The sequence below is a fragment of the Actinomadura sp. ATCC 39365 genome, assembly GCF_054392275.1.
The window spans coordinates 7,996,205-8,009,802 of sequence record NZ_CP184335.1 but is presented as its reverse complement, the minus strand read 5'-3'; the positions used below and the strand labels follow the sequence as shown (position 1 = coordinate 8,009,802).

The window sequence follows — 13,598 nt, the reverse complement described above, 5'->3', positions numbered from 1 at the left end:
GGATGAACGCAGCCGGATCCGGCCGGGGCGCGAACGCCACGGCGATCCGCGTCCGCGACTCAGGTCCGCAGGACGACGGTTCGTCTCAGGACGAGCGCGTCGGGCGGCCCGCGAAGCCGTCCGGCGACACGCCACCCCACATGGGAAGGCCCGCTGGACGACGAGCCGAACAGCCCTGCCAGATGGAGCACCGGCAGGGCGAGCGCGACGAGGCCGGCCGCGACGGCCAGGCAGACGGGGGCGGTGTCGTGACCGCCGTCCGGCGCTCCGCCGTGGCCGGGCATCGAGGACCGGCCGTCGTCGGCATGGACGACCCCGGCAGGGACGGGCGGCGGCTCGTTCCGGACGCCGACGTGGCCGAGGGTGTGCATCGCGGCCAGGCCCAGGGCGACGAGCACGGCCAGCAGCAACGGCGGGAGCAGGCCCTCTCGCTCACCCCTCGAAGTCACACCGACAGCATACCCCCGACCGGTATCGGCAGGACGCCTTGGACCGCCGGCGCCCGACCCGTCAACGGGACGCGGGGGAGGCCCCACCGGCAGGCACCACGGCCACCGGGCACGCCGCGTGGTGGAGCACGCCGTGGCTCACCGAGCCCAGCATCGTCGAGGCGAACTCGCCCAGCCCGCGCGAGCTCACCACGACGAGGTCGGCCGTGGAGGAGGCGTTCCGGAGAGCGGCGACGGGATGATCGCACACCTGCTCGTCGACGATCCGCACGTCAGGGTTCCCGCCCCGCCACGGGATCACCTGCTGGGCGGCGTCGCGGGCGTTCTCCTCGAAGCTCTCGCCCGGCATCCTGTAGGCGGAGGCGAACGAGGACAGGATCGGCGGCCGCCAGGCGTACAGCGCCAGGAGCTCCGCGTCCTGGGCGCGTGCCTGCTTCAGGGCGTACTCCATGGCGGCCGGGGACTGCCATCCGTCGTATCCGACCACGATCCTGCCGTGGCGGATCGTGGCGGCCTCACGGACGACCACCACCGGGCTCGCGGCGTGCCCGGCCAGCGCCAGGCTCGTGGAGCCGAGCACCATCCCGGCGAAACCGCCCCGCCCCCTGCTGCCCAGCACCAGGCTGTCGGCCTGCGCCGACTCCCGCACCAGGTCGTCCACCACCGGGCCGGGCAGGATCTCCGTGCCGATCTCCACGCCGGGAGCCAGGCCGCGCGCCCGGTCCGCGGTCGATTCCAGCATCCCGGCGCAGTATTCGGCCGTTCCCACGGCGCCCGTCCACGGCTCGCACACGTGCACCAGCCGCAGCTCCAGTGAGCGCCTGCGGGCGTCCGCCGCGGCCCACTCGACGGCGGCCATCGAGGGCGGAGAGCCGTCCACGCCCGCCACGATCCGTCCAGCCATCTTCCGCCTCCCCCGAGCCCCCGCCCTTCCCCTACCCCGAAGCCGCCCACCGCCATCCGGGCGCCGGTCGGGGGTCGGGCAATGCGCCGTCCATGACGTGCGGGACGCCCGTCGGGAGGGCGGGCGTGACCAGTGATCACCAGTGGATCACAAGGCGGCGCCGGTAGATCAGGACGGGTGAACGATGCTCTCCATCCGCTCAGCCGCAGGGAAGGCCCGTCCGAGGCGTGCGAGCCGTCCGGGCCTGAGCGGCCGGTGATCCCGCTCGACACCTCATTGCCCGACGTGTGCGTGCGCCTGCCCGCGTGCCTGGCGCGGCACGTCCGGTCGGAAGGTGGGATGGTCCGGCTGCTGGGCGGCCTGGCCGTCTCGTGGGGGGGTGTACGGGCTGCTGTGGGCCGCGGCCGGGATCTGGCTGCCGGGACCGTCCGCGCTCGCGCTCGCGACCGCTCTGACGTTGCCGCCCGCACTGGTGTCGTTGGTGCTGCACCGGAGGTGGGGGCATCGGGGGTGGTGCTGGGTTCTGCGGTCACTGGATCCGGACGCGGTCATGATGGTCCTGGCCCTGCTCCTCGGCCCCTTCCGGTGGCTTGAACCGGTCTTCTGGGTGGCGGTCTGGCCCTTCCGTCAGATCCTGCGGTTGTTCGCCTGGATCGGGCGGCTTCTGTCAGCGTTGGGCGATCTGTAGCGCCCGACCTCCAACTCGGCGGTCGTGAGGCCGGTGGCGAGTGATGAGCTCATACGGCCGCGGCGACGGCGGCGGCGATGAAGAGCGCCTGAAGGGCCGTGCGGGCGGGCAGCGGGGTCACGGGCTTCCCGGCCAGCGTGAGGCCGCGGCGGGCCGCCGAGACGTTGGCCGGGAACATGGCGACCATGAGCAGCGCCAGCCCGATCGCCGCGTACGGCGCGACCGGCGCGAGCAGCAGCCCCGCGGCGCCGGCCAGCTCCAGGACGCCGGTGAGGGTGACCAGCAGGTCCGGCCGCGGGAACGACGGCGGGACCATCGCGACGAAGTCGCGGCGCCAGGAGGGCAGGAAGTGGGGCACGCCGGTGAGGACGAACATCAGGGCCAGGGCGCCTCGCAGGGCCGGCTGCCAGGCGTCCAGTGCGTCGATGCCGACCAGGCCGGCGAGCCGCAGGACGATGAACCCGCCGGTGAGGGCGATGAACGGAACCATTCCGTCCTCCAATCTTGTCGTTGGACAGATTGGAGGAGGTTCGTCATCTTGTCAATGTCAAGCTAGGGTGTGGTCGTCACGCTGAGCCCTGGAACGCGGAGGTGAGGAAGATCAGCCAGCCGTCCTACCACCACGGCAACCTGCGGCGCGTCATCATCGACGCCGCGCTGCGGGCCATCGGCGAATCCGGCCCGGCCGGATGGAGCCTGCGCGAGCTGGCCCGCCGCGCCGGCGTCTCACACGCCGCTCCCGCCTACCACTTCGGTGACAAGCAGGGCCTGCTGACGGCCGTGGCCGCCGAGGGCTTCACCATGTTCGCCGACGCTCTGGAGAACGCGGCCCCCGACGTGTGGGAGGTCGGCGTCGCCTACCTCCGCTTCGGCCTTGACCACCGGCCCTACTTCGAGGTGATGTTCCGGCCCGAGCTCTACCGCGTGGACGATCCCGGCGTCCGATCCGCGCAGCGGCGCGCCGCGGACGTACTCAACACCAGCGCCCACTCGCTGTCGCCGTGCCCGGAACACGACCGGACGACCACGATCGCCGCATGGTCGCTGGCTCACGGCTTCACCACCCTGTGGCTGAGCGGCGCCCTGCCGGAAAGCGCGAACGGCGACCCGGAGGCCCTGGCCCGCTCTATGCTCCGCCTCGTCCTCGGCGCCGTGCCGGGCGGACCGGACGGCCCGTGATCCGGCGGGCGCCCTCGCGAGGCGGCGCGAACCCGGGCGCGCCCCGGCGCCCCGAGACCTGGCCGCCGGCGCCGTCAGTGACCGTTCGGAACCGGGTCGCCCATCAGGTGGGTTGCGCGTTCCGTGCGCAGGTGGAGTGCCGTGCGGCCGTTGCGTTGTGTCGACACCAGGCCCGCCCCGCGCAGTGCGCCCAGGTGTTGTGAGACCGCGCTCGGCGTGATGCTCAGGCGGGTGGCCAGGGCCGCGGTCGTCAGAGGTTCGGCCAAGGCGGCGAGGATCTGCGTTCTCGTCCGGCCGAGCACCGGGATCAGGCCCGTCAGCGCCGGTCGGGGCGACTCCCGGAGCAGGCCGACGCCCATCGCCGGATAGCGGATCGACGCGGCGGTGACCGGGGCCTTGTCGACACCCACGTCCGGCCAGTTGAAGACGCTGGGCTGCAGGACCAGGCCATGCCCGCCGGCGTCCACCGTGTACACCGAGTGCGGGGTGCGCCGGCCGTGGACCACCAGCTGGCCGTCGTCCCAGGCGATGTCGCGGTGCAGCTCGGCGAACAGCGCCTGCACCCCGCCCTCCACCAGGGTCAGCGCGCGCCGGCCGATGTCGGCCTCCAGCACGGCGCGCATCCGGCCCCACTGTGGCGCGATCAGCAGCTCGTGGCAGCGACGCAGCGCCTCGGCCAGCCGTGGAAGTACCGTCGCGGGCTCGGGGGCGTCCTCGGCCGGCATGCCCAGGACCGCGCCGTACTCGTGCCGGAAGAAGTCCTCCTGCGTGGCGCGTACCAGGTCCAGCTCCGTCGCGATGGAAGGCAGGCGCTGAGCCGGCGCCGGGAACAGGAACGACGGCAGCGGCCCGGCGATCAGCGCGCGCAGCAGCGGCAGCTCGCTCTCGCCCGCCAGCAGCGGGCGCGCCTGGCGCACCCAGGACCGGTGGACGGCATGGCCGCCCGTGCCGAACAGGATCCGCAGCGCCAGCACCGTCTCGCCCAGCGGTGAGACGGCGAACCGCACCTTCGCGACCGACGCCGCGGTGAACCTGATCTCGACCGCCATCCGCCCTCATCATGTAGCTGTGACTGAACGATAGCCGAGGCGCGGTGTCTCCCCGCAGGCTGGCGGGCATGAACTCCTTCACCTCCTACGACGGCACCAGGCTCGCCTACCGCGTGTTCGGCGACGGCCCCCCCGTGGTCTGCCTGCCCGGCGGGCCGATGCAGGCCTCCGCCTACCTCGGCGACCTCGGGGGCCTCTCGGCGCACCGGCAGCTGATCATGGCGGACCTGCGGGGCACCGGGCAGTCCGCCGTGCCGCCGGACACCGCCTCGTACCGTTGCGACCGCCTGGTCGATGACGTCGAGGCCCTGCGCGAGCACCTCGATCTCGACCGGATGGACCTGCTCTCCCATTCGGGGGGCACGAATCTGGCCGTGCTCTACGCGACCCGCCATCCGGAACGCGTCAGACGGCTCGTCCTGGTCACTCCGAGCGTCGCCGCCGTCGGCATCGGGATCACCGAAGAGGTCCGGCGGGGGACCGCCCGGTCGCGCGAGGGCGAGCCCTGGTTCCCGGGGGCGTACGCGGCCCTGGAGAGGGTCATGTCAGGGCAGGCCACCCGTGACGACTTCCAGGCCATCGCGCCGTTCTGGTACGGCCGCTGGGACGAGACGGCCCAGGCGCACAAGGCCGCCGAGGACGAGCAGCGGAACGACGAGGCGGCAGCCGTCTTCGGCTCCGACGGCGCCTTCGCCCCCGACGCCACCCGTGCCGCGCTCACCCGCTTCACCTCACCGGTGCTGCTGCTCGCCGGCGAGGTGGACCTGAACTCCCCTCCCGCCGCGATGACCGAGCTCGTCGCGCTGTTCCCGCACGCCGAGCTCGTCGTACAGGCCGGGGCGGGGCACTTCCCGTGGCTCGACGACGCCGACCGGTTCATGGCCACCACCTCGGCGTTCCTGGGCTGAGCGCCCCCGCCCGGCGAGGGGCCCCTGGCTACCGCCTGCCGGTCTTCATCGAGCGCTCGCTGAGGCCAGGCGGGTGGTGAGGGTTCGCCGGACGGCCGGCCACTCGGATGCGACCACCGCGAACATCGCCGAGTCCCGGAGCATCCCCTCCTCACCGGGTGCCCAGGACATCGACCAGTTGCGGAGAACGCCCTCGAAGCCGATGCCGAGTCGCTCCAGTGCCCGCCGGCACCGGTGGTTGCGGGCGTCGGTCTTCAGATCGACCCGCGCGACCCCGATGCTCTCGAACGCGTACCGCAGCAGCAGAAGCTTCGCTTCGGCGTTGATCCCGGTGCCCTGCGCCGCCAGGTCGACCGCGTGCTCCATCGTCAGCGGCTCCAGCCGCACCAAGGAACCTGCGAGCACGGGAACATCGAGCTGAACGCTCATCAGACCTTCCTCATCGTGCCTGGCGTTGGCACCTTGCCCATGGCTGGGCAGGTTGCCGGACCGTCACAGGGCCAGGTCCCTCGGATCCTCTGGATGATCAACTGAGGCCGATCCTCTCCGACGGCCGACGACCTCGTCAACACGTGAGGGCGACGGCGGCGGCGCGGAAACCCCAGCCGGGCACGGCCCGGCTGGGGTTTCCGGTCAGGGACCAATTCAGCCGTCAGCTGGTGAAACGTCCCTCACGGGTGTACTTGCAGGCCCCGCCGAGGCAGCTGGGGCTGGAGCCCCAGCCGTCGTCATAGCTGACCCTGCGGTGCAGCTTGATCTTGCCCTTGACCTCCTCCGACTGGAGGCCGGGGCCGACCTTCCTGTCCGCCTGCTTCCACCAGCTGGTGCCGTTCCAGTAGTACAGGCGGTGCCGGGCCCACAGGTAGCTGGGCGAACCCGCCGGCAGGCAGTTGAAGACGTAGCTCTCCGCGCGACGCTCCTTGAAGCCGCCGAAGCCGAGGGTGGTGAACGACTTGGGCGCCAGTCCGGCCTGGCCGTTCTCGTGCCACAGGTGCCAGCCGAAGTGTTCGGCGGTGCACGAGCCGGAGAGCACGGCGCCGGCCGGAGCGGCCAGGCCGCGTACGGTGACCGGCTCGCTGGTGATCCGCCGTCCCCGCAGTCCGGCGGGCAGGTCGGCGCCGTGGTCGTCGACGAGCCGCCGGGGCACCGGCACGTCGGGCGGGGTGATCTCCAGGTAGGTCTGCAGGTAGCTGTTGCTCCGGTCCCAGGCGATGAGCGGCGCGCGGCCGATGATCCCGAGCTGGGACATCCCCACTTCGTCGGAGGGCCGGCTGTCGGAGAAGGTCACGGTGAGACCGGTCGTGTACTCGATGGAGGCGAGGGGGGATCTCCCGGTCGCTTCTCTCGGGTTCGGCCGCGGCCGGGGAGGAGGCGAGCACCATCGTGGCGGTGGTTGCTGCGATGAACCTCATGTCGCTCCTTGCGGTAGATGACGGCCCGCGCAGAACGTTAGGCATAGGCCCTTTCAACGGCCTTGAAAATGAGCCCGGCGCATACTTCCGGCGCGCCGGGCCGAATTGACTGTCAGGTCGCTGAAGCCCCCGCGGCGGCCTCATCGGCTCATGGAGCCACGGTCAGGGTGAGGGTGGCCGTGTGGTCGAGGGCGACGCCGTCGGCCAGCACCGTGATCGGGTAGGTGCCGGACGCGGTGCTCGCGCCGACCGTGACGGTCAGCGTGGAGGTGGCGCCGGTGGTGATGCTCGCCGGGCTGAAGGAGGCGGTCATGCCCGCCGGTAGCCCCCTGGCGTACAGCGAGATCTGCTGCGGGCCGCCCGAGACGACGGCGCTGCTGACGGTGACGCTCACGGTCTGGCCGGGCTGCACGGCCGCCGCGGTGGGGTCGACCGCGACCGAGAAGTCGCACGTGTACGGCTCCCCGGCGCGGACGGGCACGCGGACGGCGTTCCACGCGGCCTTGACCGTGTTGTACTCCAGGCACGACCCGGGGAACATGTCCAGGGCCGCCTGCAGCGAGGCGCGGCGGGCCATGGTGTGCGGCCAGGAAGTGGTCTTGCGCAGCAGCGTGCCCATGTAGATCTGGCCCGCCTTGCGCGCACCGAGCCCGACGATGGAGGAGGAGTCGCAGGTCGGGCTGGGCGGCTGGCCGTTGGTCGGGTTGCTGCCCTCGGCCAGCAGGTAGAACCAGTGGTTCTGGACGCCGGCCCCGACATCGGGCGGCATCGACGGCACCGCGCTGCTGAAGCAGTCGGGGTGACCGGGGATCAGCGACGGCTTGTACATGTAGCGGATCGGGCCGGTTCCGTCGACGTTGACCTCCTCGCCGACCGTGTAGTCCGGCGGGTCGAGGGTGGCGGGCTGGTTGGCGTACTGCTCGGTCAGCGCGCCGAAGATGTCGCCGGTGGACTCGTTGAGTATGGCCTTCTCGTTGTCGCCGAGGTCGATGCCGGGCGTGGTGGCGAAGACGGCGTGGCCGTACTCGTGCGCCACGACGTCCATCGCGGTGAGCTGGCGGAGGTTGTCGGAGGTGTGGCCGAAGACGGTGTAGTTGCCGTTCCAATAGGCGTTGACGGCGTTCAGGCCGACGCGGGCGGGGTAGCCGTCGCCGACGCCGTTGAAGCCGGAGCGTCCCAGCCACGCCCTGAGCATGTCCCACTCGGTGTCGATCGCGTAGAGCACGTCGACGCAGGCGGTTTCGAAGTTGGTGCCGGTGCCGTTGCCCCAGTTGTCGTCGGGCCCGGTGTAGGCGGAGCCGTTCTGGCCGCCGCAGCGCACGTTCCGCCGTACCGGGTCGATCATGGCGAAGGAGGAGCCGGTCCCCATGGTGCCGATGGTGACCGGGTTGCCGTTGTAGTAGCTGTTGCCCACCCCCTCCCTGACCTCGTCGGACTTCAGGACGACCGCGCCGGTCAGCGCGTCGACGAAGACGTGCAGCTTGCTCTCCCTGCCGCCGATCGCGCCGTGGAGGAGCACCTCGTAGGCCAGCCGGCCGCGTCCTTGCGCCATGACCACCAGCCGGGGCGTGGCGATCGAGGAGACCTCGGGCAGCCGGCTCCTGGCCACCCGGGCCGCTTCGGCCGCGCTGAGCCTGGGCGTGGTGGCCACGTCCAGGGGGCTGTCCTGGGAGACGGAGGTGCTCAGGACCTCGCCGGAGGCGGCGCTGACCACGACGAAGTCGCCGCCGTAGACGGGCAGCCCCGCGTACGTGCGGGTGTAGGGCGTGTAGCGCAGGCCGCCCTTTCCTTCGATCGGGCTCTGCCGGACGTACGCGTCCTCGGGCGAGCTGCGGAGCAGTGCGGGCCTGGCCTTCACCAGGAGGTCGGCGGGATCGCCTTTGGAGGCGTTCGCCGAGCCGGGGACCGAAGTGGCCACGAGCACACAGGCGGCACCCGTGACCAGGGCTAACACGGCATTGCTTCTCATGGGGTCGCTCCTTTTGCGCCGGCGAGCGATGGATGTGTCACCTGCATTTGAGTTGATGAACTACAAGAGGTCAATATCGAGGTAAATGGGCAGAAAAATCGGGATTTATCACCGTTATGGGCTGTAATTGGCCGAGCCGGGATTCGAGCGCCGAGGCGAGCTCCCGGCTCGGCAGCGCCCGGCCGGGCGCGGGCCGCTTCCGTGCGGCGCCTGAAGATCATCGCTAGGCTGTCGCGCCGAACGAACTGGAGCCCCGATTGTCGCGATCAGCCTTACTGGTCTGGGTGGCCGCCCTGACCGCTGCCGCCTACCCGACCTGGATCGCCTGGCAGCCCGAAGACCTCGAGTCGCAGCCCTACGTCTGCATGGGCGGGATCGGGGATCTTGAGCACATCTCGCCGTTCCTGCCGCTGCGCGGCGACCTCGGCACGCTGACGGAACTCCTGACGACCTGGGGACTCCCGGCGCTCGTCGTGCTCGCCGCCCTGGGCCACCGGCATTCGGCGGCGGCCGGGAGACGGGCCGCGGGGCTCCTCGTCCTGATCGCGATCGCGACCCCGCTCACCCCTTGGTACAGCGGCGACGGGCCGTGCGGCGAGCTGCTCGAACCGTTCGGCCTGGACTGGTTCCAGGCCGTGATCGGCTCCTGGGGGCCCGTGGAGAACGCCCTGCTGATCTCCGCCGCGCTGGTGCTGCTCGCGACGCACGCGCCGGGCCCCGACCAGGAGCCCGCCATCACGCCCATCTGGCGGACGGGGGCGGTGTTCCTGATCGATTACCTCGTCGTCGCCTACGTCGTCACCCTCGCCGTCGTTCTGACCGACGGCTGGGCGGTCGGCACGCACAGCGGCCTGCTGCGCTGGCTCAGCTTCGAGGAGCTCCTGGACGAGCCCGCCCGGCTGCTGTTCTGGCCGGCGCTGATCGGCTACGTCCTGCTCAGGCGGCGGCTCGCGGCACGTCCTGCCGCGGTGGCGAGCCTTCCCCGGCGATCCACGGTCCCGCCGTGGATCTCGCTGATCTGGACGGCGGCCGTGGCCGCTGCCTCCTTTCCCACCTGGCAGTCCTGGGAGGCCGTGCCAGCCGAGTGGGCGCCTCACATGTCCGGCTCCGGCGTGCTCAGGCCCGTCCTGGAAACGCTGCGCGGCGACGCCGGTCGCGTGGTGGAGTTCGCGATCGTCTGGGGTGTGCCCGTCATCGCCGTCCTGGCCTGCGTCGGCCTGCGGAGCCCTGCTCCCGTGGGCCGGCGGGTGGCGGGGCTGCTGGCCGCGATCGCGGTCGCCCGGCAGCTCCTGCTCACCCTTCGCTTCGACACGGACCTCTGCTGCCCGGCGCCGGGGATCCGGGACGTCGGCGTGCTCTACGTGGACGGCGAGCTCGTGCAGAACGGCGTCCAGGTGCCGGACGGTTGGCTCACGGCGTCCTTGCTGGTGGCGGCCGTGCTGATGCTGGTCGCCGCACGGTGGATGCCCTCCGCCGACCGGCCGGTGCGAACGAGGTCGTCGCGGCGGGTGACGGCGCTGCTGATCGACTACCTGGTCGTGATCACGATTCTCCTCACCCTGCTCAGGCTGGGCGTCACAGACGCGCTGACCCTCGATCACGGGCTGCTGGACTCGATCTGGTGGGAGAGGATGTTCCCGGACGACGAGCGGCTGCTCGTCCTGCTGTCGGTCTTCCTCTACGCGTCGAGCGGGCACACGGTCGGCAAGCTGGTCATGCGCGTACGGATCGTCACCGCCGGTACGGGCCGCCGGCCGGCGTGGCGCAGGTTGGCCGCGCGGGCGCTGGTCTTCCCGCTGCTCGCCTTCGTCCCGCAGGCCGGGATCGCCTTGCTGGTTCTGGACGGGCTGTGGGCCCTGCTCGACCCCGCCGGGCGCAGTCTGCACGACCGGCTCTCCGGGACCCTCGTGGCCGACAGACCGGGCAGCCTGAGGAGCCGGTGACGTAAGGAACTCCACCCATCGGCACGTATCTGAGGCACGCCGGACCCGCTCGGGAGGGGAGGCCACACACATCCCCAGGAGGCGCCCATGCCCAGGATCGGGCTCGAATGGCAGTTCCAGCGTAACGAGCTGAGGTTTCTGGCAGATTCCAAGAACGGCTGGCAGACCGAGGAGGCCCTGCCGTCCAAGGGACGGGTCTGCTCCTGGCAGGACCCGGGGGTGGTCATCGAGTCCGACGGCGGCGACGTCGAGATCATCACCGAATCGGTGACGACGTGGGCGGCCCTGCGCCGTCAGCTCGTCTTCATCGGCGAGCTGCTGACCCTGCTGACGGGGCGTTCCCCCGACACCACCAAGCTTCCTGACACGTTCCTGCGGACCGACGAGCAGGAGGGCGACGCGACGACCGGCTCCAGGCGGTCGAGCAGGATCCGGACGAGCGCCAAGATGCAGGCCGTGCGCGTGGCCCAGGGGCACCTGAGGACCTACGACGACGTCCAGCCGACCGATGACCTGCGCTTCGTGCCGAACACCAACGTGGGCAACATCATCACCGTGTCCCTGGCGGCGCCCATCAAGAGGTGCGACTTCAACCTCGCCGGCAACCCGGTGATGACGACCGTCTACGCCAAGGGCGACGTACTGGCCTTGACCGCCGGCAGGGACCTCGTCCACGGCACGGCTCAGGCCACCCCGGACGTGCCGCTGGCGGAGCTGCCCGACCGGCTGGGGATGCTCGGCTTCGATCCGAGTGACCGGGTGGGCACATGGCTGCGGGGGCGCCACCAGACGGCCAACCTCATCGGGTTCGTCACGCTGATCCAGTACATGCTGTGGGTCTTCGCCCACCAGAACCTCACCTCCGGCGACGGGCCGAAGGCGGGCTTCGCGCTGCTGCCGCGGACGAACCTGCGCTCGGTCTACATGAACGCGCTGACGGAGGTGGAACGGTCCGCCTTCGACGCCATGGTCAACGCCCTGTCCGACGGGGACAAGGATTCCCGGGTGTGCCCCCGGCCGTACGGTCTGGGCGGGCGGCAGACGTACGACAACCAGCTCAGCCTCTTCTGGTGGCTGCGGTCGATCCAGGCCGGCGACCCCGGCCAGGGCAACGAGACGCTGGCCCTCCACATGAGCGGCGACGGCCCGCGCGGCATCGCCTACGATGCGATGTCCCCGCCTCGCGGCTACCCCGCGCACGAGGGCTTCCCCGGGCGACCGGCGGAATGGTTCACGTACTCCATGGGGCAGAAGACGACGCCGTACAAGGCGTCGCACGTGGTCGTGGAGTACCGGCAGACCGACCTCTTCGGCCTGAAGAACGGTATGGGAACGTACGAACAGTTCGTCACCGCGGCGATGGCCGCGGCCGAGAGCGCCGGCCTGGACATGCCGCACTGACGGCTCAGGTGTGGGCGGGCGTGGGCTCGGCATCTCCCACCAGGTAGATGTCGGCGAGGGCGACCGCGTCGCGGTGGACGGCCGGCGGCGGGTCGGCTTCCTGGAGGCTCTGGAGGGCCAGGCGCATGTGCTCGTGGTTCTGTTCACGGGTCCAGGCGCGGCCGCCGCACCGGTCGATCAGGTCCGCGACCGTGGGCGTGATCTTGCGACGGCGGACGTCACCGTAGCGGGACCGGCTGAGCTGCTCCGCCGGCCACAGGTCCGACAGGTCGTTGTGGTACTGCACCGCCATGCCGAGATGGAACCCGAACCGGCCGACGGCCTCCACCTGCGCGCCGGAGGCGTCGGTCAGCAGGGCCGGCAGGCAGCACACTGCCCGCACGCCCTCGGCGGTCTTGGCCGCCTGCACGGAGATGGCCTGGTCGAGGCTGGTCTCGCAGCGGCCCTCGTGCTCCTCGTCGCGGACCTGGCCCGCGCACAGCTGGAGCCAGCCATCGAGCATCGTCCGCAGCGCCTGCCGGGTACGGGGGTGCGGGTGCTCGCCCAGGTGGGAGAAGGCCAGGGCCAGCAGGGCGTCACCGGCCATGATGGCGTGCCCGGTGGTGTAGGCAGCCGGCACGGTGGGCCGGCCGCGGCGCTGGGCTTCCAGGTCGATGATGTCGTCGTGGAGGGTCGCCACGTTCATGAGCAGGTTGCCGGCGACGACGGCGGGCAGGCCGCGTTCGACCGGGCCGCTCTCCCGCAGCGGTGACGGCAGGCGGTTCACCACGCGCATGAGCGCCGGATCGGTGATCCGCGCCGTGTCGGCGAGGATCTGCTCGGCGGTACGGGCAGGTCCGGACGGGGCGACAGGCACGTCAGGCAGCTCCGTTCTCTCCCGGGCACGGTCACGTCCATGGACGTGGTGTGTGATGCTGTTTCCGCAGGTTAAGCGGTCAGTGTCTGGGGGAGCGGGTTGCGGGCCGGTGTGTCGTCCTGGCCGGCACGTCCATGTGGCGCCGACAGAATTTGATCTACATAGTAAAGGCGCTGGCGCGGTCGAGCTATACGGCTGCGAGAGCGTGTCGCCACTTCGTCTCACCGAGGAGCTCCTGCCCTGCCGCCCGCCACGCCTCAAGCGGGTTCTCGTGTTCCGTCGAGGGCCTTGCGGAGCAGGGTGGTCAGTTGGTCCTGTTCGTGGGGCGGTGGCGGACCGGGCGAACTCGAAGGACTGCTCGAAGGCGGCGTAGAGGCTGGTTCCGCTGGGGGGCGGACGATCTGCCGGGAGCGGCGGTCGTCGGGGTGAGGACGACGGCGGACGAGATCGCGCGCCTCGAGCCGGCGGATGATCTGGGTGATGTTGGACGCGTCGCAACCGAGCTCGTCTGCCAGTTCCCGCATCCCGACCTGCCTGGTCAGCCGCCCCAGCACGCAGGCCTGCGCCACGCTCAGCCCGTGCTCCAGGGCCGCGGTTTCGTAGGCAGCTGCCGGCCCGCCCGGAGGTCACCTGCCTGCTCACCGAACGGGACACCGAGGCGATCGGCTACGTCTCCTGGCTGGAGCGGATCAGCTTCTGGTCCGGCGAGGACTACAGCCGATCTGCTCGTCGCGGGCCGCGGCTTCTTTCGCTCGGCTGCTTCTCGGACGGGATGTGCCCGAGCAGGTGATCCGGTGCATGGACACGTCCGCCAGCACGTGACTCTGTCCATGCCGGAAG

Annotated in this window: 14 protein-coding genes and 1 riboswitch; of the genes, 5 read left to right on the top strand and 9 right to left on the bottom strand. The window is 71.2% G+C overall.

Going from position 1 to position 13,598, the window contains the following annotated elements; all coding sequences use genetic code 11:
• Window positions 1-59: 59 nt before the first annotated feature.
• Window positions 60-449: a hypothetical protein gene (locus ACNF49_RS38840; RefSeq protein ID WP_482940778.1), complete on the bottom strand. Its 390-nt coding sequence runs from the start codon at window positions 447-449 to the stop codon at window positions 60-62.
• 61 nt (window positions 450-510) lie between these two features.
• A complete protein-coding gene (locus ACNF49_RS38835) occupies window positions 511-1,353 on the bottom strand; it encodes a universal stress protein (protein ID WP_482940777.1) in 843 nt (280 codons plus the stop codon).
• Window positions 1,354-1,732: 379 nt separating this feature from the next.
• Here ACNF49_RS38835 and ACNF49_RS38830 point away from each other — a divergent pair, with 379 nt between their 5' ends.
• Window positions 1,733-2,041, top strand: a complete 309-nt coding sequence (locus tag ACNF49_RS38830; RefSeq protein WP_482940776.1) for a hypothetical protein — start codon at window positions 1,733-1,735, stop codon at window positions 2,039-2,041.
• Between the two features lie 49 nt (window positions 2,042-2,090).
• Here ACNF49_RS38830 and ACNF49_RS38825 read toward each other — a convergent pair whose 3' ends face one another.
• Window positions 2,091-2,531 (bottom strand): DoxX family protein, encoded by a 441-nt coding sequence (locus tag ACNF49_RS38825; RefSeq protein ID WP_482940775.1) that lies wholly within the window; start codon window positions 2,529-2,531, stop codon window positions 2,091-2,093.
• A gap of 101 nt (window positions 2,532-2,632) precedes the next feature.
• Between ACNF49_RS38825 and ACNF49_RS38820 the strand changes: the two genes are divergently transcribed.
• On the top strand, window positions 2,633-3,220 hold the full coding sequence (locus ACNF49_RS38820; RefSeq protein WP_482940774.1) for a TetR/AcrR family transcriptional regulator: 588 nt from the start codon (window positions 2,633-2,635) through the stop codon (window positions 3,218-3,220).
• A 74-nt stretch (window positions 3,221-3,294) separates the two neighbouring features.
• Here the strand turns inward: ACNF49_RS38820 and ACNF49_RS38815 are convergent, their stop codons facing one another.
• Window positions 3,295-4,269: a DUF5937 family protein gene (locus tag ACNF49_RS38815; protein WP_482940773.1), complete on the bottom strand. Its 975-nt coding sequence runs from the start codon at window positions 4,267-4,269 to the stop codon at window positions 3,295-3,297.
• A gap of 44 nt (window positions 4,270-4,313) precedes the next feature.
• Here ACNF49_RS38815 and ACNF49_RS38810 point away from each other — a divergent pair, with 44 nt between their 5' ends.
• The gene (locus ACNF49_RS38810) at window positions 4,314-5,177 is read left to right on the top strand and encodes an alpha/beta fold hydrolase (RefSeq protein WP_482940772.1); all 864 of its coding nucleotides are present in this window, start codon (window positions 4,314-4,316) and stop codon (window positions 5,175-5,177) included.
• Window positions 5,178-5,222: 45 nt separating this feature from the next.
• On the opposite strand, the gene ACNF49_RS38805 is transcribed toward ACNF49_RS38810, so the two are convergent.
• From ACNF49_RS38805 to ACNF49_RS38795, 3 genes are all read right to left on the bottom strand, one after another.
• Entirely contained in the window at window positions 5,223-5,606 is a 384-nt protein-coding gene (locus ACNF49_RS38805; RefSeq protein ID WP_482940771.1) for a GNAT family N-acetyltransferase, read from the bottom strand.
• Between the two features lie 7 nt (window positions 5,607-5,613).
• A riboswitch (SAM riboswitch) is annotated at window positions 5,614-5,706 on the bottom strand.
• Between the two features lie 123 nt (window positions 5,707-5,829).
• The gene (locus tag ACNF49_RS38800) at window positions 5,830-6,465 is read right to left on the bottom strand and encodes a hypothetical protein (protein ID WP_482940770.1); all 636 of its coding nucleotides are present in this window, start codon (window positions 6,463-6,465) and stop codon (window positions 5,830-5,832) included.
• 272 nt (window positions 6,466-6,737) lie between these two features.
• Window positions 6,738-8,558, bottom strand: a complete 1,821-nt coding sequence (locus ACNF49_RS38795) for a M4 family metallopeptidase (RefSeq protein ID WP_482940769.1) — start codon at window positions 8,556-8,558, stop codon at window positions 6,738-6,740.
• Between the two features lie 284 nt (window positions 8,559-8,842).
• On the opposite strand from ACNF49_RS38795, the gene ACNF49_RS38790 reads away from it, so the two are divergent.
• Complete coding sequence (locus tag ACNF49_RS38790; RefSeq protein ID WP_482940768.1) at window positions 8,843-10,501, top strand: RDD family protein; 1,659 nt, start codon at window positions 8,843-8,845, stop codon at window positions 10,499-10,501.
• Window positions 10,502-10,588: 87 nt separating this feature from the next.
• Window positions 10,589-11,902, top strand: coding sequence for a hypothetical protein (locus tag ACNF49_RS38785; RefSeq protein WP_482940767.1), 1,314 nt, complete (start codon window positions 10,589-10,591; stop codon window positions 11,900-11,902).
• Window positions 11,903-11,906: 4 nt separating this feature from the next.
• On the opposite strand, the gene ACNF49_RS38780 is transcribed toward ACNF49_RS38785, so the two are convergent.
• Together ACNF49_RS38780 and ACNF49_RS38775 are read right to left on the bottom strand one after the other, a co-directional pair.
• Window positions 11,907-12,758, bottom strand: coding sequence for a polyprenyl synthetase family protein (locus tag ACNF49_RS38780; protein WP_482940766.1), 852 nt, complete (start codon window positions 12,756-12,758; stop codon window positions 11,907-11,909).
• A gap of 257 nt (window positions 12,759-13,015) precedes the next feature.
• Window positions 13,016-13,327: a MarR family transcriptional regulator gene (locus ACNF49_RS38775; RefSeq protein ID WP_498703297.1), complete on the bottom strand. Its 312-nt coding sequence runs from the start codon at window positions 13,325-13,327 to the stop codon at window positions 13,016-13,018.
• Window positions 13,328-13,598 lie beyond the last annotated feature (271 nt).

Excerpts from the sequence above, each read along its gene's own strand:
- ACNF49_RS38835 (WP_482940777.1), bottom strand. The coding sequence starts at position 1,353 with ATGGCTGGACGGATCGTGGCGGGCGTGGACGGCTCTCCGCCCTCGATG.
- ACNF49_RS38785 (WP_482940767.1), top strand. The coding sequence starts at position 10,589 with ATGCCCAGGATCGGGCTCGAATGGCAGTTCCAGCGTAACGAGCTGAGG.
- ACNF49_RS38805 (WP_482940771.1), bottom strand. The coding sequence starts at position 5,606 with ATGAGCGTTCAGCTCGATGTTCCCGTGCTCGCAGGTTCCTTGGTGCGG.
- ACNF49_RS38795 (WP_482940769.1), bottom strand. The coding sequence starts at position 8,558 with ATGAGAAGCAATGCCGTGTTAGCCCTGGTCACGGGTGCCGCCTGTGTG.
- ACNF49_RS38825 (WP_482940775.1), bottom strand. The coding sequence starts at position 2,531 with ATGGTTCCGTTCATCGCCCTCACCGGCGGGTTCATCGTCCTGCGGCTC.
- ACNF49_RS38815 (WP_482940773.1), bottom strand. The coding sequence starts at position 4,269 with ATGGCGGTCGAGATCAGGTTCACCGCGGCGTCGGTCGCGAAGGTGCGG.